Source organism: Qipengyuania sp. (assembly GCF_043423005.1).
GTDB lineage: Bacteria > Pseudomonadota > Alphaproteobacteria > Sphingomonadales > Sphingomonadaceae > Qipengyuania.
Genome location: NZ_JBHWMI010000030.1, coordinates 1 through 18,024, shown reverse-complemented (window position 1 = coordinate 18,024; position 18,024 = coordinate 1). Strand labels below are relative to the sequence as shown.

The 18,024-nt window shown below is 66.0% G+C and carries 19 protein-coding genes; 8 read left to right on the top strand and 11 right to left on the bottom strand.

Going from position 1 to position 18,024, the window contains the following annotated elements:
• The first annotated feature begins 76 nt into the window (after window positions 1–76).
• On the top strand, window positions 77–985 hold the full coding sequence (cysD, locus tag ACHFFA_RS05250; protein WP_394269791.1) for a sulfate adenylyltransferase subunit CysD: 909 nt from the start codon (window positions 77–79) through the stop codon (window positions 983–985).
• On the top strand, window positions 985–2,895 hold the full coding sequence (gene cysN, locus ACHFFA_RS05245) for a sulfate adenylyltransferase subunit CysN (protein ID WP_394269790.1): 1,911 nt from the start codon (window positions 985–987) through the stop codon (window positions 2,893–2,895). Before cysD ends, cysN begins: the two co-directional genes overlap by 1 nt.
• Window positions 2,896–2,954: 59 nt before the next feature.
• On the opposite strand, the gene ACHFFA_RS05240 is transcribed toward cysN, so the two are convergent.
• Entirely contained in the window at window positions 2,955–4,223 is a 1,269-nt protein-coding gene (locus ACHFFA_RS05240; RefSeq protein ID WP_394269789.1) for an acetyl-CoA C-acetyltransferase, read from the bottom strand.
• 105 nt (window positions 4,224–4,328) lie between these two features.
• On the opposite strand from ACHFFA_RS05240, the gene ACHFFA_RS05235 reads away from it, so the two are divergent.
• From ACHFFA_RS05235 to ACHFFA_RS05210, 6 genes are read left to right on the top strand one after another with little or no spacing between them, the layout of a single operon-like run.
• On the top strand, window positions 4,329–5,090 hold the full coding sequence (locus tag ACHFFA_RS05235; protein ID WP_394269788.1) for a crotonase/enoyl-CoA hydratase family protein: 762 nt from the start codon (window positions 4,329–4,331) through the stop codon (window positions 5,088–5,090).
• A gap of 1 nt (window position 5,091) precedes the next feature.
• Window positions 5,092–6,255, top strand: a complete 1,164-nt coding sequence (locus ACHFFA_RS05230) for an acyl-CoA dehydrogenase family protein (RefSeq protein ID WP_394269787.1) — start codon at window positions 5,092–5,094, stop codon at window positions 6,253–6,255.
• Between the two features lie 3 nt (window positions 6,256–6,258).
• Window positions 6,259–7,674, top strand: coding sequence for an O-antigen ligase family protein (locus tag ACHFFA_RS05225; protein ID WP_394269786.1), 1,416 nt, complete (start codon window positions 6,259–6,261; stop codon window positions 7,672–7,674).
• Window positions 7,662–8,375: a polysaccharide biosynthesis/export family protein gene (locus ACHFFA_RS05220; RefSeq protein ID WP_394269785.1), complete on the top strand. Its 714-nt coding sequence runs from the start codon at window positions 7,662–7,664 to the stop codon at window positions 8,373–8,375. The genes ACHFFA_RS05225 and ACHFFA_RS05220 overlap by 13 nt, the downstream gene beginning before the upstream one ends.
• The gene (locus ACHFFA_RS05215; protein ID WP_394269784.1) at window positions 8,375–10,591 is read left to right on the top strand and encodes a GumC family protein; all 2,217 of its coding nucleotides are present in this window, start codon (window positions 8,375–8,377) and stop codon (window positions 10,589–10,591) included. The genes ACHFFA_RS05220 and ACHFFA_RS05215 overlap by 1 nt, the downstream gene beginning before the upstream one ends.
• A 38-nt stretch (window positions 10,592–10,629) precedes the next feature.
• The gene (locus ACHFFA_RS05210) at window positions 10,630–11,292 is read left to right on the top strand and encodes a hypothetical protein (RefSeq protein WP_394269783.1); all 663 of its coding nucleotides are present in this window, start codon (window positions 10,630–10,632) and stop codon (window positions 11,290–11,292) included.
• A 17-nt stretch (window positions 11,293–11,309) separates the two neighbouring features.
• Here the strand turns inward: ACHFFA_RS05210 and ACHFFA_RS05205 are convergent, their stop codons facing one another.
• From ACHFFA_RS05205 to ACHFFA_RS05160, 10 genes are all read right to left on the bottom strand, one after another.
• Window positions 11,310–12,422 carry a glycosyltransferase gene (locus ACHFFA_RS05205; protein ID WP_394269782.1) on the bottom strand — a complete coding sequence of 371 codons (1,113 nt, stop codon included), beginning with the start codon at window positions 12,420–12,422 and terminating at the stop codon, window positions 11,310–11,312.
• A gap of 20 nt (window positions 12,423–12,442) precedes the next feature.
• A complete protein-coding gene (locus tag ACHFFA_RS05200; protein WP_394269781.1) occupies window positions 12,443–13,453 on the bottom strand; it encodes a fumarylacetoacetate hydrolase family protein in 1,011 nt (336 codons plus the stop codon).
• On the bottom strand, window positions 13,450–14,109 hold the full coding sequence (gene maiA / locus ACHFFA_RS05195) for a maleylacetoacetate isomerase (protein WP_394269780.1): 660 nt from the start codon (window positions 14,107–14,109) through the stop codon (window positions 13,450–13,452). The genes ACHFFA_RS05200 and maiA overlap by 4 nt, the downstream gene beginning before the upstream one ends.
• 195 nt (window positions 14,110–14,304) lie before the next feature.
• Window positions 14,305–15,489 carry an acyl-CoA dehydrogenase gene (locus ACHFFA_RS05190; RefSeq protein WP_394269779.1) on the bottom strand — a complete coding sequence of 395 codons (1,185 nt, stop codon included), beginning with the start codon at window positions 15,487–15,489 and terminating at the stop codon, window positions 14,305–14,307.
• Between the two features lie 10 nt (window positions 15,490–15,499).
• Window positions 15,500–15,979 (bottom strand): lasso peptide biosynthesis B2 protein, encoded by a 480-nt coding sequence (locus ACHFFA_RS05185; RefSeq protein ID WP_394269778.1) that lies wholly within the window; start codon window positions 15,977–15,979, stop codon window positions 15,500–15,502.
• A gap of 33 nt (window positions 15,980–16,012) precedes the next feature.
• A complete protein-coding gene (locus ACHFFA_RS05180) occupies window positions 16,013–16,399 on the bottom strand; it encodes a four-helix bundle copper-binding protein (protein ID WP_394269777.1) in 387 nt (128 codons plus the stop codon).
• Between the two features lie 102 nt (window positions 16,400–16,501).
• Window positions 16,502–16,861: a response regulator gene (locus ACHFFA_RS05175; RefSeq protein WP_394269776.1), complete on the bottom strand. Its 360-nt coding sequence runs from the start codon at window positions 16,859–16,861 to the stop codon at window positions 16,502–16,504.
• Window positions 16,862–16,924: 63 nt separating this feature from the next.
• Window positions 16,925–17,440 (bottom strand): hypothetical protein, encoded by a 516-nt coding sequence (locus ACHFFA_RS05170; RefSeq protein ID WP_394269775.1) that lies wholly within the window; start codon window positions 17,438–17,440, stop codon window positions 16,925–16,927.
• Window positions 17,437–17,559 (bottom strand): hypothetical protein, encoded by a 123-nt coding sequence (locus ACHFFA_RS05165; RefSeq protein ID WP_394269774.1) that lies wholly within the window; start codon window positions 17,557–17,559, stop codon window positions 17,437–17,439. The genes ACHFFA_RS05170 and ACHFFA_RS05165 overlap by 4 nt, the downstream gene beginning before the upstream one ends.
• Before the next feature lies 1 nt (window position 17,560).
• Window positions 17,561–18,024 (bottom strand): OmpA family protein (locus ACHFFA_RS05160; RefSeq protein ID WP_394269773.1); only part of this gene is annotated, 464 nt, incomplete at its 5' end.

Genomic DNA, 18,024 nt, shown 5'->3' with positions numbered 1-18,024 from the left:
GTAGCTTGATGCCATAGCCCCGTTTGCGATGTCCTTCCCGTGGCCGACCGTACCCTAGTCCAGAGATAATCCCGACATGACCCTTACCCATTTGCAGCGGCTCGAGGCCGAAAGCATTCATATCATGCGCGAGGTCGTCTCCGAGGCGGACAAGCCGGTGATGCTGTATTCGATCGGCAAGGACAGCGCGGTAATGCTGCATCTGGCCAAGAAGGCGTTCTATCCATCGCCGCCGCCGTTTCCGCTGCTCCATGTCGATACCACGTGGAAGTTCAAGGACATGTACGCCCTGCGTGAAAAGAGCGCGGCGGACGCGGGGATGGAGTTGCTGGTCCATCAGAACCCCGAAGCGCACGAGCTTGGCATCAACCCGTTCGACCATGGCCCGCTCCACACCGATATGTGGAAGACACAAGGGTTGAAGCAGGCGCTCGACAAGTTCGGTTTCGATGCGGCCTTCGGGGGCGCCCGGCGTGACGAGGAAAAAAGCCGCGCGAAGGAGCGGATCTTCTCGTTCCGTACCGCGAGCCACGGGTGGGATCCGAAGAACCAGCGTCCGGAGCTGTGGAATCTCTACAATGCCCGCAAGAAGAAGGGCGAAAGCATTCGCGTGTTCCCTCTGTCGAACTGGACCGAGCTCGACATCTGGCAGTACATTCACCTGGAAGACATTGACATCGTCCCGCTGTACTTTTCGGCTGTCCGGCCGACGTTCGAATATGAAGGCGGGCTGTTCATGGCCGACGATATCGAACGGCTGGAACGGGTCATGGGCAAGCGCCCGGAGCTTACCGACCGCTCGATCCGCTTCCGCACGCTAGGCTGCTTCCCGCTGACCGGCGCCGTCGAAAGCACGGCGGCAACGCTGCCCGAGATCATTCAGGAAATGCTGCTCACCACGACCTCCGAACGCCAGGGGAGGGTGATCGACAAGGATGCGGGCGACACGTCGATGGAGAAGAAGAAGCAGGAGGGATATTTCTGATGACCGAGCATCCCGCCTACCAGACCGACGCCCTGATCGCCGAGGACATCGACGGCTATCTCGAGAAGCACCAGCACAAGACCATGCTGCGCTTCATCACCTGCGGCAGCGTGGACGATGGCAAATCCACCCTCATCGGGCGGCTGCTGTACGATTCCAAGATGATCTTCGAGGATCAGCTGGCTGCGCTCGAAAGCGACAGCAAGCGGGTCGGAACGCAGGGGCAGGAGATCGACTTTGCCCTTCTGGTCGATGGCCTCGCTGCGGAACGCGAGCAGGGCATCACCATCGACGTCGCCTACCGCTTCTTCAGCACCGAGAACCGCAAGTTCATCGTCGCCGATTGCCCGGGGCACGAACAGTACACCCGCAACATGGTGACGGGCGCGTCGACCGCCGACTTGGCGGTAATCCTGATCGATGCGCGCAAGGGCGTGCTGGTCCAGACCCGGCGGCACAGCTTCCTCTGCCACCAGCTCGGCATCCGCAACCTGGTGCTGGCGGTCAACAAGATGGACCTCATCGGCTACGACGAAGCACAGTATCAGGCGATTCTCGCCGACTATGCCGAGTTCGCGCAGAGCATCGGGATCGAGGCGTTCACCGCCATCCCGATCTCGGGCCTCGCCGGCGACAACATCACCACCCAGTCCGACAACACGCCGTGGTATGGCGGGCCGACGCTGATGGAGCATCTCGAAGCAGTCGAGGTCGGAAGCGACGCCAATCTCGACCGGCCGTTCACGATGCCGGTGCAATGGGTCAATCGGCCCAATCTCGATTTTCGCGGTTTCGCAGGGCTTGTCGCCACCGGCACGATCAGGCCGGGGGATGCGGTGCGCTCTCTGCCTTCGGGCAAGACCAGCACGGTCGCTTCGATCTCAACGATGGACGGCGATCTTGCAAGCGCAGAGGCCGGCCAGTCGGTTACCGTCACCCTGGCGGACGAGATCGACTGTTCGCGCGGCGATGTCCTTGCCGCGGCCGACAGCCCGCCCGAAGTTGCCGACCAGTTCGAAGCGACGATCGTGTGGATGGACGAAGATCCCCTGGTGGTGGGCCGGGCCTACTGGCTCAAGCTCGGCACCCAGACGGTTTCGGTCACCGTTGCCGAGCCGAAATACGAGATCAACGTCAATACGATGGAGCATCTGGCGGCCAAGACGCTCGATCTCAATGCGATCGGCGTGGCCGAAATCACCACCGACAAGCGGATCGTATTCGCTCCCTATGCCGAGAACCGGGCGCTGGGGGGCTTCATCCTGATCGACAAGATCACCAACCACACGGTCGGCGCGGGCATGCTGCATTTCAGCCTGCGACGGGCGCAGAACGTGCATTGGCAGGCGGTCGACATCACTCGTGACGATCATGCGGCGATGAAGAACCAGAAACCGCGCGTCCTGTGGTTCACCGGGCTTTCTGGATCGGGCAAGTCGACGATTGCCAACGAGGTCGAGAAGAAGCTCGCGATCATGAACCGTCACACGTTCCTGCTTGACGGGGACAATGTGCGCCACGGCCTCAACAAGGACCTGGGCTTCACCGAAAGCGACCGGATCGAGAACATCCGCCGGATCGGCGAGGTCGCCAAGCTGATGACCGATGCGGGCCTGATCGTGCTGACCGCCTTCATCAGCCCGTTCCGGGCCGACCGGCGGCTGGTGCGCGAGATGATGGGCGAGGGCGAATTCATCGAGATTTTCGTCGACACACCCCTCGAGGTGGCGGAGCAGCGCGACGTGAAGGGTCTCTACAAGAAGGCCCGGGCCGGCGAACTGAAGAACTTCACCGGGATCGACAGTCCCTACGAGGAGCCCGAGGCGCCGGAAATCCGCGTCAACACCGTGGCAATGAGCCCGCAGGAAGCGGCCGACTACATCATCGGGCAGATCCTGCCGCTCAAATAGGGCTGGCGGATTGGAGGGGACAGGTGGGGCGCGCGCCGCGGCGGCCCCCGCCCCCGCGCTCAGTCGACGAAATCGTCGACCCGCTCGATGATGATGGCCGGGGCCATCCCTCCGGCAGCGCACATCGTCACCAGGCCATAGCGCTTGTCCTGCCGCTCGAGCTCGTCGAGCACCGTACCGATCAGGATCGAACCGGTCGCGCCGATCGGATGGCCAAGTGCAATCGATCCGCCATTGACGTTGACCTTGTCCCAGTCGAGGTCGAGGTCGCGCACGAACTTTGCCGCGACCACCGCGAAGGCTTCGTTGATCTCGTAGAGATCGATGTCGTCCTTGGTCAGCCCGGCCTTTTCCAGCACTTTCTTCGCCGCCGGCACCGGGGCGTTGAGCATCAGTGTGGGATCATCGCCCATATTGGCGGTCGCGACAATCCGCGCGCGCGGCTTCAGGCCGTGCTGCTCGGCATAGGCACGGCTGGTGATGAGAACCGCCGCCGCCCCGTCCACCACGCCCGAGCTGTTGCCGGCATGGTGGAAATGCTCGATCTCGACATCGGGGTACTTCTTGTTGACCAGCCCGGAGAAGGTGGTGCCGTCCTTGTCGAGCGGGGTCGTCGCAATGCGGGAGAAAGCCGGTTCGAGCTGGCTCAGCCCCTCGCGGGTCGTCTGCGGCCGTGGAAACTCTTCCTTGTCGAGCACGACATTGCCGGCATCGTCGAGCACCGGGATGATCGAGCGATCGAACCGCCCCTCCTCGATCGCCTGCGCGGCGCGCTGCTGGCTGCGATAGCCGACCTCGTCCAGCTCCTCGCGGGTAAAGCCTTCCATCGTGGCGATCGCATCGCCGCAGACGCCCTGATGGCTTTGCGGATGACTTGCCTGGAGCCGCTCGTTGTAGCTGCCCATCATCGGCGGGCGGAGGCCGGCGTCCATCTTTTCCTTCGTCATCTGTGCGGTCAGGCTCATCATCTCGGTCCCGCCGGCGACGACGCAATCCTCCATCCCGCTCATCACCTGCGCCGCGGCGAGAGCGACCGAGGTGATGCCGCCGCCGCAGAACCGGTCGAGCGTGGTCCCACTCGAGCGCACGTCATAGCCGGCATCGAGCGCAGCCATCCGGCCAAGGTCGCCGCCCTGCATCCCGTCCTGCGTGCTGACCGACCAGATCACATCGTCCACCGTCGCGGTGTCGAGATCGTTGCGTTCCTTGATCGCCTTCAGAACGGTTGCGGCAAGATGTTGCGGGTGCATCGCGGCAAGAGCGCCCTTGCCCTGCTTGCCGATCCCGCGGGGGGTGCGGACGGCATCGATGATATAGGCTTCGGCCATGGCGAGCTCTCCTGTCGGTTCGGCTATTCGCGGTTGACGTTTGCGTAAACCTCACGCAGCAAGGGCGCAAGACAAGTTTCAGATTGCAATTGGGAGAGTGCCGCGATGAGCGAGGAACTGCTGACCGAGGTCGAAGACGGCGTATTGATCGTCACCATCAACCGGCCCGAGGCGAAGAATGCCATGAACCGGGCGGCAGCGATGGGCATAGCCGAAGCGATGGACCGGCTGGATTCCGATGACAGCTTGCGGGTCGGCATTCTGGCCGGGGCCGGCGGATCGTTCTGTTCGGGCATGGATCTCAAGGGGTTTCTGCGCGGCGAATCGCCAACGGTCGAGGGCCGCGGTTTCGGGGGTGTCGTGCAGAAGCCGCCGGCAAAGCCGCTGATCGCCGCGGTCGAAGGCTATGCGCTGGCGGGCGGGCTCGAACTGATGATTGCGTGCGACCTCGTCGTCGCGAACTCCGGCGCGAAGTTCGGTATTCCCGAGGTCAAGCGCGGGCTTGTGGCCGGGGCGGGCGGGGTGATGATGCTGCCCGACCAGATCCCCGAACGGATCGCCATGGAACTGGCGCTGACCGGCGATTTCATCTCCGCCCAGCGGGCCTACGAGCTTGGCCTCATCAACCGCGTGACCGATGGCAGCGCGCTGGACGGCGCAAAGGAACTGGCGGCCACGATCGCGGCCAACGGTCCGCTGGCGGTGCGGGTATCGAAGCAGGTCCTGCGGGAATCGCGCGCCTGGCCGATGAACGAGCGCTACGAGCGACAGGGACAACTGATCGGTCCGGTGTTCGTCTCGGAAGATGCGCGCGAAGGCGCCGCTGCCTTTGCCGAAAAGCGGGCGCCCAACTGGAAGGGAAAGTAAGATGCCGGTGATCGATGTCCCCCAGCCCGCTTTCATGGACGACGAGGAGATTGCAATCTTCTCGGATGCGGTTGGCAAGTTCTATGAAAAGCATGCCCCGGAAAAGCGGGTGCTGAAATGGCGCGAGGACGGTCAGGTCGAACGCGAGTTCTGGCGCGAAGCTGGCGCGGCGGGGCTGCTCGGCAGTTCAGTGCCCGAGGAATACGGCGGGCATGGCGGCGACTTCCGGCACGAGATGGTCGTCGTCGATCAGCAGGGCAAGCACGGTGTCGAGGGCTTCTCTGCGAGCCTCCACAACACGGTCATCCTGCCCTACCTCGTGCGCCACGGTACCGAGGAGCAGAAGAAGAAGTACCTGCCGCGCCTCGTGACCGGCGATCTGGTCAGCGCCATCGCGATGACCGAGCCCGGCGTCGGCAGCGACCTTCAGTCGATCACCACCACAGCCCTCAAGGATGGCAACGGTTACCGTATCAACGGTGCCAAGACCTATATCTCCAACGGCCAGATCGCCGATTTCGTCATCGTCGTCGCCAAGACCGATCCGCAGGAACGGGCCAAGGGCATTTCGCTGATGCTGCTCGAAACCGATGGAGCCGAAGGGTTCCAGCGGGGCAAGAAGCTCGACAAGATCGGGCTCGATGCGCAGGACACGTCCGAACTGTTCTTCGACGATGTGTTCGTGCCGGCGGAGAACGTCCTCGGCGGGGTCGAGGGGCAGGGCTTCTATCAGCTGATGGGCGAGTTGCCGCAGGAGCGGCTGATCATCGCCATGGGCGCGATGACCGTGATCGAGCGCGCGCTTGAGGAAACCGTCGCCTACGTCAAGGATCGCAAGGCGTTCGGGAAGACAATCTGGGATTTCCAGAACACCCAGTTCACCTTGGCGGACCTGAAGGCCCGGGGCACGGCTGCGCGCATCTTCGTGAACGACTGCATCGCCAAGCACCTTGAAGGCAAGCTCGACGTGCCGACCGCGTGCATGGCGAAATACTGGGTCACCGAGCTGCAAGGAGAAGTCGTCGACAAGTGCCTGCAGCTGCATGGCGGGGCGGGCTACATCAACGATTATCCCATCGCCCGGATGTATCGCGACAGCCGCATCACCCGGATCTTCGGCGGTTCGAACGAGATCATGAAAATGGTGATCGCCCGCACGATCTGATTTGTGTTCGCCTGCGCCCGCGGCCATATCCTCGCCGGGTCGGACAGGGGGGCGGGGCTGCGCGCGACAGTTGACAGGGTAACCCGCCGGGGCGCAATCGCCTGCACCTACGTGGCGCTGGCGATGGTCCTGGGCGGCGGCGGCACGCCCGCCCCGAAGGCGGAGATCGCGGTGCAAATGGCGTTCGCCCTGGCCGCGTTCGCCTGGTTCTGGGCCGGGCCGCCGCGAACGCACCAGCATGGCAACGAGCCGGTTCCGCGATCGCTGGTCATACTCGGCGCGGCGGTCCTCGCCCTTCCGCTGGTCCAGGTCGTCCCGCTCCCGCCGTTCGTGTGGCAGGCACTGCCCGGACGCGAGATCCAGCTGAGGGCGCTGGCGCTGGTGAACGAAGAACACAGCTGGCGCCCGCTCAGCATTGCGCCGACAACAACGCTGGCCTCCTTTCTGGCGATTGTTCCCGCGGTTGGGGCGATGTGGGCAACAGCGTCCTTAACCATGCAGGACAGGCGTGCGGTCCTGCTGATCATAGGAAGTGTTACCTTGATAGGGGCCATGCTCGGGGCGGTGCAGGTTACCGTCGGGCCCGAGGCTTTTCGCCTTTACGAAAAGGTCCATTCGGGGTGGTTGACCGGGTTCTTCGCCAACCGCAACGCGGCGGCAGACGGGATGCTCGTGGGGGCATTGGCTATCGCGGCGTGGACGGCTTCCGGTCAGCAAAGGGCACGCAGCAGAAGCTGGTTCGCCGCCGGGGGGCTGGCGTTTCTGGCGCTGGCAACCTTGCTGACCGGTTCGCGCGCCGGCCTTGCGCTGATGCTACCGGTTGGTCTGGCCTGTTGCTGGCTGCTGTATTCCTCCTTCGAGAGAGCAAGGTCGCGGCGATCGGCCATCATCGGCCTTGGTGTTGCGGTAGTGACGGCGGGATTTGCGTTCCATCCCCGCATCGCCGGAGTAGTCGACCGGTTCGACGGGGTCGCCGATCCGCGCCTCGCCCTGTGGCAGGATACGCTGATCGCCTTGCAAGCATGGTTTCCGGCCGGAGCGGGGGTCGGGACGTTTGTCGAGGCGTTCCTGCCATTCGAGGATGCCTCCCGGCTCGACGCCTTGTTCCCGAACCGCGCGCATAACGACTATCTCGAATTTGCGATCGAGGCGGGCGCGGCAGCTCCTGTCCTTCTCATCAGCGGCGCTGTCATTCTGGGGATGCTGGCTTTCGGAAGTTGGCAGCGTGCCGGACGCCGGGGGCGGGCGCACCTCGTTTTCGCCCTCGGAACGCTGCTGGTGATGATGCTGCATTCGGCGATTGATTATCCGCTGCGGAACATGGCACTAGCCTGCCTTGCAGGGGTTGCGGCGGGCATGCTGCATCAGCCGCCAGGGGATCGGGCGGCACAGGACGGACGGACAGAATGGGCGGCTTGATCAAGTCGGCAGGTACACTGGCGGGGGCGGGGGCGGCGGTGCTGCTGGCGGCATGTCAGCCCGCGCTCGATCCCGTCATGCCGGCCGGTTCTGCCGGCTACGCAGCGCTTGCCGCGTCCGCCGGGCCGGGGGCGGAACAAGCGGCAGGGCCCTATCGATTGGGCGCAGGCGATACGATCGCAGTCAGGGTCTATGAGGAACCCGAGCTGACGGTGGAGGAAATCGCCCTCGACAATGGCGGTGTCGTCAGCCTGCCCTTGATCGGAGACGTCGCCGCGGCCGGGCTTACCGCAACCCAGCTCGCCCGGACGATCGAGGATGCCTACCGCGCCAACTATCTGCGCGACCCCAGGGTCAGCGTCATCATTCGTGAAGGAAGCGAGCGGACCATTGCCGTCGAAGGCGAGGTGGAACAGCCCGGGGTGTTTCCCTTTGTCGAAGGCCAGACGCTGCTGTCGGCTCTCGCGCTGGCCCGTAGCCCGACCGAAACTGCCAAGCTCGACGAGGTGATGGTCTTCCGCACCATCGGTGCGAACCGGCAAGCCGCCCGCTTCGATGTGCAGGCCATCCGCGGCGGGCGGGCACCCGATCTTGCCTTGCAGCCGGGTGATCTCGTCGTGGTGGGTTATTCGAGCCTGCGCGGAGCCTATCAGGATTTCGTGCGGGCGATCCCCGTACTCGGCATCTTCCGGCCCTATTGATGACCGAACTGAGCGCACCCCCCGTGCCCACGGCAACCGGCATCGCAGACCGCTACGCTGCCTATTCCGGTGCGGCGGAAAGCACGGTCGGGCGGAACGTCCGCGCTGTCCTGGCGGCGTTGCGGAGGTATTGGGCAATGGCGCTCGGCATCATTGCGGCGGCGGTGTTGCTGGCGCTGGTCGCCACCCTGCTCGATACCCCGCGTTACACCGCCGTATCCAGCGTGCAGATCAACGATCAAAGCGACGAGGTGCTGGGCAGCCGGTTCGAAGGCAATGTCGCGCCCCCTTCGGATTGGGACACCGAACGCTTCCTCAATACCCAGCTCGATGTGCTGCGCAGTCGGGCGCTGGCCGAACGGGTCGTTGCCGCACTAGATCTCGCCAAGAGCCAGGCCTTCTTCGATGCGATGGGCGCCCCGGCGGCGACGATGAACGAGCCCGAACCGGCCCGCCGATCGCTGGCGGTGGCCCTGGTGCAATCGGCGACTTCGGTCGAATTGCGTCGTTCGACCCGGATCGCAGCGATTGGCTTTACCAGCACCGATGCCGGGATGTCGGCGCGCGTTGCCAATACGCTGGCCGAGGAATTCATCCAGCAGAACCTCCAGCGCCGGTTCGACAGTTCCGCCTATGCCCGCAAGTTTGTCTCCGGTCAGCTCGACGAGGCGCGGGCGATGCTCGAAAACAGCGAAGCGGCGCTCAACGATTATGCCCGCGGGGTGAGCCTCATCCGCACCCGCGATGCCTTCGCCCCCAGTTCGCGGGATGCCGAGGCGGGGACCGTCACCTCGTCCAGCCTGCTGCAATACAACGAGGCGGCAATCCGCGCGCGCGAAGCCCGCATCGCCGCACAGGCGCAGTGGGAAGCGGTGCAGGGAACGGCGCCGCTCGCCTCGCGGCCCGTGCTGGCCAATCCGACCGTGCAATCGCTGATGACGCGGCGGGCCGAGCTCGACAGCGAACTGCAGGCCGCCCGCGAACGCTATCTGCCGGGCCATCCGGCGATTGCGCGGATCGAGGCCGATCTTGCCGGGGTGACTGCTCAGCTTCAGCGGACGGCGAACGAGGTCCGTCAGTCGATCGAGGCCGATTATCGCGCCGCCGCGGCTGCCGAAGGGCGATTGCAGGGGCAGGTAGAGCAGGCCCGCGGGGCAACCTTGCAGGAGCAGCAGCAATCGGTCCGTTACAATGTGCTCGCGCGCGAAGCGGATACGGCGCGGACCATCTACGACGGTCTCTTGCAGAGGTATCGCGAACTCAACGCATCGGCCGGCATCGCATCGAGCAATGTGACCATCATCGACCGCGCGCAGGTGCCGGAGCAACCATCCTCGCCCAATGTACCGCGCAATCTGGCGCTGGGCCTGTTGCTGGGGCTGGGGCTGGCAGGCCTGGCGGTATTCCTGCGCGACCAGCTCGATGACGTGATCCACACGCCTGAGGATGTCGAGGGCAAGCTCGACCTCTCCCTTCTCGGCGTCGTGCCGCGAAGCGAGGAGCGCAGCCCGCTGGAAGCGCTGCGCGATCCGGGCTCGCCGGTATCCGAAGCCTATAATTCCTTGCGCGGGGCGTTGCTGTACTCGACCTCGCGCGGGCTACCGAAGATCATTGTCGTCACCAGTGCGCAGGCCGGCGAGGGCAAGAGCACGACCAGTCTCGCTCTTGCGCAGGGCCTTGCGCGGATCGGGCAGCGCACACTGCTGATCGATGCCGACATGCGCCGCCCCGCGCTGCATCATCTTGCCGGCACCGAAAATACCCGCGGTCTGACCGATCTTCTCGTCTCCCAGCAGCCGCTCGCCAGTGCGGTGAAGACCATCGAATCGACAGAGGGCGCATTCGACCTGGTGCCTGCCGGGCCGCTTCCACCCAGCCCGTCTGAACTGCTCTCGTCGCCGCGGATGGCGCAATTGCTGGAACTTGCCGCGGCCGACTATGCCGCGATCATTCTCGACAGCCCGCCGGTTCTCGGACTTGCCGACGCGCCCATGCTCGCCGCGATCGCCGATGGCACGGTGTTCGTGGTCGAGGCGGAGCGCGGACGCAGCGGGTCGCTCAAGGCGGCGTTGCGGCGGTTGCGGGCGATGGACCCAGTCATCCTCGGTGCGGTGCTGGTGAAGTTCGATCCGGCCCGGCTCGGGAACCGCTACTCCGCCTATTATGGCTACGACTACTACGCCTACGCCGGCGACGGCAGCCGCGCCCGCGCGTGAGGCGGGGGCTGGCGAGCCTGGCGATCGCAGCATTCGCCATGCTCGTTGTCCTGAGCGGCCTCGATCGTCTTGCCGGCCAGCGGCAGGGCGCGGGGCAGGCACTGCACATGCCGCTGCGTAGCGAGGCGTGGGTTGCAGAGGCGGCGCAGATGCTGGGTGCGGGGCGGTTCGCCGAGGCCGAGGCGGCGGCGATGCGCGCCATCGCAAGCGACCCGCTTGATCGGCGCGGGGCGGCGTTTCTGGGGGCTGCCCGCACCATGCAGGGCGACACCGCCGGCGCGCAGGCTGCCTTCGTCGTGGCCGATCGGTTGAGCCGGCGCGAGCCGCTGACCCAAGCCTATTTCTTCGGCGTCGCACTGGAAGCGGGAGACTACGCTGCGGCAGCGGGGCGGATCGAGACTCTCCTGCGCACGCATCCGCAGTTCGCGCCGGTGCAGACCTATCTCGCGCAGCTCGGAAGGACCGCAGGCGGCCGCGCCGTCCTGTTGCAGCGCGTGGCAAGCGATCCCCGCTGGGCTAGCGCCTATCTCGATGGCTATGCTGTCGACGAGGCCACCTTGCGGGAACGGGCGCGCACTCTGGCGGGGGGCGGCATTCCCTGCCCCGCGCTCGCCCCGTTCCTTCGCAACCTCGAGGAGCGCGGGCTGGCCGAGGACGCCGCTGCGCTTCGGGCGAAGGATTGCTCACGGCAGGACGGATAGACCCCGGGGCACCGGCATCACGCCAGCACCTCGCGGTAAATCGCTTCCCAACGCCGGGCGATCCGCTCCCCGCCGAAGGTTCCGTCTGCTAGCGACCGGGCGGCAGCCGACATCGCGCGCCACTGCTGCGGCGGCAGACCGAGCCCGGCGATCAGGGCCGCTGCGATGCTGGGGGGATCGGTGCCGCATTCGAGCGCGGCCCCTTGCGCGAAACCTTCGGGAAGGTGGCAGGCGCTGGTCATGATCGACGGCACGCCGGCGGCCCATCCTTCGAGGACGACCATCGGCAATCCTTCGCTGAGCGAGGGCAACACCACGAACCGGGCGGCGGCGAGGAGGGCGGCCTTCTGCGATCCGAAGGCGGTGCCGACGAAGCGGACGCCGTCGTCTGCCGACCCGACCCAACCTTCCAGCGCCGCGATGCCATCATCATCCCCCCAGCCGGCGATAACCAGTCGCGCATCGTCGCCGAGACGGGGGCGGGCGAGGCGCCATCCCTCGATCAGCGCGGCAAGGTTCTTCTTGGCATGGATCCGCCCCAGATAGAGGACGGCCGGCGGCGGCAGCCGTTCGCCCGCGCCATGCGAGAGCGGCGGGGCGGGGTTGGGAACGACAGCGATCCGCACGCCCGGCACCTCGCGCGCGATATCCGCACCCTCGTCCGAGGTGAGGGCATGGAACAGCGTCGCCCGGTTCCAGCTTCGCCGTTCCCAGGCCGCCCGTGCGAGCGCCTTCTTCCAGCGGTTGCGGCGGGTGACCCAAGGGTCGAGCATGCCGTGCGGGCTGACGATCAGCGGGCGCCCCCGGGTTCGCGCCCAGCGCCCGGCAGCGGCGACATGATGTTGCCAGATGCCATGGCAATGCAGCGCGTCGAGCCGCGCTTCGATCAGCAGCGGCACGAGGGTCGGGGCATAGCCGATCGCAGGTGGCCCCACGACAGGGGCCAGATACACTTCGGCGTCTCCCAGCCGGTATCGGTCTTCGTCCGCGAACCCGTCCCGCAGGCCGAAAATCACCGGCTGCGCCCCAAGCTCCCGCAGGATGTCCGCCTGCCGCACCACGGCTTCGAACACCCCGCCATTGCGGCGCGAGACCCAGGACGAAAGCAGCCCGATCCGCTTGCCGGACAAGGGCTGCGACGCGGACGAGGTCAGGCGGCGACCACCTTCTGCTCGATCGCGCCGAAGATCGAATGCCCGGCCTTGTCTTTCATTTCCACCCGCACGGTGTCCCCGGGCTGCATGAAGCGCGTTGTCGCCTCGCCGCCGGCGATCGTCTCGATCATGCGGATTTCCGCGATGCAGCTGTAGCCGAGGCCGCCTTCGCTGACCGGCTTGCCCGGATCGCCGTTGGGCCCCTGGTTGGAGACCGTGCCCGAGCCGATGATCGTGCCCGCGCCAAGGTTGCGGGTCTTCGCCGCATGGGCGACGAGATCGGCCAGGCTGAAGGTCGCATCCTTGCCGGCGTCGGCGCGGCCGAAGGGCTGGCCGTTATAGTCGACCATCAGCGGCAGATGGATGACATTGCCCTGCCAGGCCTCGCCCAGTTCATCAGGTGTGACGGCGACCGGCGAGAACGCGCTCGCCGGCTTGGACTGGAAGAACCCGAATCCCTTGGCAAGCTCGCCCGGAATGAGACCGCGCAGCGAGACGTCGTTGACCAGCATGAGCAGCTTGATGTGGCCCGCCGCCTCCTCGCCCGAAACGCCCATCGGCACGTCGTCGGTGATGACCGCGATCTCGCCTTCCATGTCACAGCCCCAGGCCACGTCCTTGAGCGGAATGTCCTCGCGCGGGGCGAGGAAGCTGTCGCTGCCGCCCTGATACATCAACGGATCGTGGTAGAAGCTCTCCGGCACCTCGGCATTACGCGCCTTGCGCACCAGTTCGACGTGATTGATGTAGGCGCTGCCATCGGCCCACTGATAGGCGCGCGGCAGGGGCGAATGGGCCTCGCGCTCGTGGAACCGCTGGCACGGCACGGCCTCGTGCTGCACATCGGTGTAGAGCGCTTCGAGCTTGGGCGCGATCTGTTCCCAGTTGTCGAGCGCGTATTGCAGCGTCGGCGCGATGTTGTCCGCCGCGCAATAGCGGGTGAGGTCCTTCGAGACCACAATTAGCTTGCCGTCACGGGTTCCGTCCTTGAGGGTGGCGAGTTTCATGGGCGGGTGCTCTCTTTCTGATTTGCGGGATTGTCGGGCTGCGCGTCGGGGTGGGCGCGTTGAAACTCGGGCAGGGCGAGGCAGGCGGCCTCGATCCGCTCGATCTGCGGCATCGCCCCGAAATCGAAGGCGAAGCGGCGCGCATTGTAGACCTGCGGCAGCAGGACGACCTCGAACAGGCCGGGGCGATCGAACAGGAAGTGCCCGCTGCCGACCTCGGCCAGACGCTGTTCCACCGGGGCAAGGGTGCGCTTGAGCCAGTGCCGATACCATCTGTCGATCTCGTCCTGCGAATGACCGAGCGGATCCTTCAGGTACTTGAGCACCGGCAGGTTGAGCGGCGCGTGCAGCTCGGTCGCGATGGCATAGGCCAGTTCGCGGGCGAGGTAGCGGTCCTCGATCCCGGCAGGGAGCAGCGGGCGTTCGGGATAGGCCTCGTCGAGCCATTCGAGCAGCGCCATCGATTGCACCCGGTCGCGCCCCCCGGCCTCCAGCATCGGCACACTGCCGAAGGGGTTTCGGCTGGCGAACGCCTCGCCCTTCTGTTCGCCTTCGAGCAGGTTCACCCCGATATAGTCGTATTCCAGCCCCTTCAGCTCGAGCGCGATGCGCAGGCGATAGCTGGTCGAGCTGCGGTAATAGCCGTGCAGTTTCATGGCCCGATCCCCCCGCCTGTCACACTTGTCACACAGTCCTGGGCGGAAAGAAACCGCCGTCCCGCAAACATGGCAGGCATCGGGGGCAAGGGCGTGCGGGCGGGGCGGTCAATCATCCGGCGTCGCTGGCACAGGGGCGCGGTGTAGGACAGGCCGCCTTTGCGCGCCGCAGCGCCGACGTGCCGCCTATCCACCTCAGAACGCCGGAATGCCGGTGATCGCGCGGCCGAGGATCAGCGCGTGGACATCATGCGTGCCTTCGTAGGTGTTGACCGTCTCGAGGTTCACCATGTGGCGGATGACGTGATACTCTTCCGAAATGCCGTTGCCGCCATGCATGTCGCGCCCGTGGCGGGCGATCTCGAGTGCCTTGCCGACATTGTTGCGCTTGACGATGGAGATCATTTCGGGTGCGAAGCGCCCTTCGTCCATCAGCCGGCCGACCCGCAGTGATGCCTGGAGGCCCAGCGCGATGTCGGTCAGCATGTTGGCAAGCTTGAGCTGATAGAGCTGCTTGCTCGCCAGCGGCACGCCGAACTGCTTGCGATCCAGCCCGTACTGCCGGGCGGCGTCCATGCAGAACTCGGCTGCGCCCATGGCGCCCCAGCTGATGCCGTAACGCGCACGGTTGAGGCAGCCGAACGGGCCTTTCAGCCCTTCGACCTCGGGCAGCAAGGCATCGGGTCCCACCTTGACCTCGTCCATCACGATCATGCCGGTGGTCGAGGCCCGCAGGCTCAGCTTGCCTTCGATGCGGGGGGCGGAAAGGCCCGCCATGCCCTTGTCGAGCACGAAGCCGCGGATCGCCCCGCCATGCGCCTCGCTCTTGGCCCAGACGACGAAGACATCGGCGAAGGGCGAATTCGAAATCCAGGTCTTGGACCCGCTGATCGAATAGCCGTCACCGTTCTTTTTGGCGAAGGTGGTCATCCCGCCGGGATCGGAACCCGCATCGGGCTCGGTCAGGCCGAAGCAGCCGATCAACTTGCCGCTCGCCAGCCCCGGAAGATATTTGCGCTTCTGCTCTTCCGAGCCATAGGCATGGATCGGATACATGACGAGACTGGACTGCACGCTCGCCATCGAGCGGTAACCCGAATCGACCCGCTCGATCTCGCGCGCGATCAGGCCGTAAGCGACATAGCTTGCGCCAGCGCCGCCATATTCCTCGGGAATGGTGGCGCCCAGCAGACCGGCTTCGCCCATCAGCGGGAACAGTTCCGGCGCATCGAGTTCGCCTGCGAAGGCTTTCTGGACCCGGGGCTGCAATTCGCCTTGCGCGAAGCCGTGCGCGGCATCGCGGATCATGCGTTCGTCCTCGGTCAGCTGATCTTCGAGGTTGAACGGATCGTCCCAGGCAAAAGCGGCCATGCGCGCCATATCAGCTCCTTTACTGCGCCGGTGGCGATGCCAGCCTTGCCGGGGGTTCGCAAGGGGGCGCGGGCGCTGTCGAGGCGGCAAGGGCGAACGGCACGAACAGGCCGTCATCGCTTTCACCGGTGACCCACAGCCCGCCGGCGATCGTCCAGGCATGGAACCGCGGCGCTCCCGCCTCGTCCCGGCAGGCCCCGACATGCAGGGCGTACGCAACACCGCGGCGGTGCAGCAGGTGGCGTGCGGCAAGCGCCTGAGGCAGGCAATTGGGCGCAAACGGCAGATTACGTAGCGCCCGCCCGAGCGCCCGTCGCACGCGGAATGGCTCGTCACCCCGGGCCGGGCGCGCTGGCGCGATGCGGGGCGTCCGGTGGCGCCAATGTCGCGGGGGGAACAGCCGGATGAGGGTGGCATATCCGATCAGCAAAAGGGCTGCCTGACCGGTCAGCGCAAGGTCGGTCGCGGGAAGGGAGAGGGCGGTACGAAGCTTGCGCATCGCCCGCTTCCTAGCACGGGGCCGGCCCGCCCGTCACTTCACCATGGGCAGAGCCTTGCGGCAATCCTCGGCGCATTCGCGGCACATGACGGCGCATAGCCGGCAGTGTTCGTGATCGTGGCGTTCGCATTCGGCGGCGCAGGTCTCGCACGCCTTGATGCACAGTTCGAGCTGCGCGCGCAGCAGGTCGACATTCTGCCCGGTGCGGCGCGTCGCCAGACGGGCGGTCGCGGCGCAGATATCGGCGCAGTCGAGGCAGGTGCGGATGCACTGCTGCATGTCCATGTCCTCGGCCGCGCAGGCATCGGCGCAGGACGTGCAGAACAGCGAGCACAGCATCGCGTGGCGGGCGGCGAGGGCGAGCGCCTCGGTCGGTTGGTCGACCTGCGGATGCGTGGCGATCATCTTTTCGAGCGACATCGGGGTGTCCTTCCGTATGGGCGGTTATCCTACGATACGAACGGGCCGGGCGCGGCGCCGTTCCCTTGCGGGGGGCATCCGCGATCGGCAGGGCGGCGACGGTCAGTCCGACAGCATCGCCTGCATCGTCTGGATCACCTCGGCCGGGGGGCACGGCTTGGACAGCGCCCGCGCATCGGGAAAGCGCCGCATCAATTCCTCGGGGGTGGAGCGACCGGAATGGAAGATCACCGGCACGTCCTCCGCCATCATCTGTTCGGCCAGCGGATAGACGATCCCGTCGCCCAGCTGGATGTCGAGAATGGCGAGATCGGGCTTGTTCTTCTGGAACGACAGCGCGGCGGCTGTGATCCGGTCGAACGGCCCCTCGACGATATAGCCGGCTTCCTGCACGGTATCGCACAGGTCGTGGCCGATAATGAATTCATCCTCCGCGACAAGGACGCGCATGGGGGTGTTCATCAGCGAATCTCCAACCAGATTCCCCGACCCGGACACCGAAGCTTAGAGAGAATTGACGGTTCGTCAATCGAGCCTTCCGAAGCGTTGCTCGTACCCGCCGGTGTCTCCGCCGCCCAGCAGACGCGCCTGTTCGACCCAGGCGTCGCGCCGGATCCGGCCCTGGAAGCGGCCGAGCTGCGCATCGATGCGATCGATGTCGGCCTCGTCCCATGCCGCGATATCGGCGATGCGGGCAACGCCGAGTTCGCGCAGCCGCGCGGCAAGCTTGGGGCCGACGCCTTTCAGCCGGGTCAGCTCGTCTTGGCCGGTGCTATCCGTCGGCGGGGGCACAGGTTCGGCAGGTGCGGCAGCTGTCGCAGTCGGGACGGCGGGCACGGAGGGATCGCGCGCGGCAGCAGGATCGCTATCGATGAGCGCGCGGTTGCGCTCGGCCCGGTCGGCCCCATCGTCGAGCACGTCGCGGCTGGTCCCCGTGACCGACGTGCGGCGGCTGGCGTGGAAGACATAGAATGCGATCAGCAACCCGATGACCAGCGCGGCGACGAGCCAGATCCAGTATTCGGCGACCAGGGTATTCATCGTTCGTCCTCTTGCGATTGCGCGTCGGCGGGGGCCCGCCCGCAGATCGACCACCCGATAAGGAAGCCGGCGCCATAGGCGGCGAGCATCATTGCGACCAGTTCGAACCAGATCGGCATGTCAGCGCGGACCGGGGGTATCGACGGGATGGGGAACCACCGGCTGGCGGCGGATGACCGAGAACTCGATCCGCCGGTTGGCAGGATCGGACGGAGTCAGTCCGTCGACCGGTTCCTGCGACCCCACGCCGCGGGCGCGCAGCCCGCTGCGCGGAATGCCGCGCCGCACCAGTTCCTCGCGTACCGCGCGGGCGCGGTCCTCGCTGAGGGCGAGGTTGCCCGGCTCGAGACCCGAATCGTCGGTGTGGCCGGTAATCGCGATCAAGGCGCCGACGCACGGGCGCAGCGCCTCGGCCACCTCGTCGAGCAGGACGCGGCTCGCTGGGACGAGCGCGCTGCTCGCCTCCTCGAAGCGGATGGAACGGGTGCGCAGCAAGCCGTCGACATCGTCCTGGCAATGTTCCGGTTCATAGGCCGGGCCGGCCGCCTGCGCCCGGATCGCCCCGTCGGCCCAGCTGACCACAT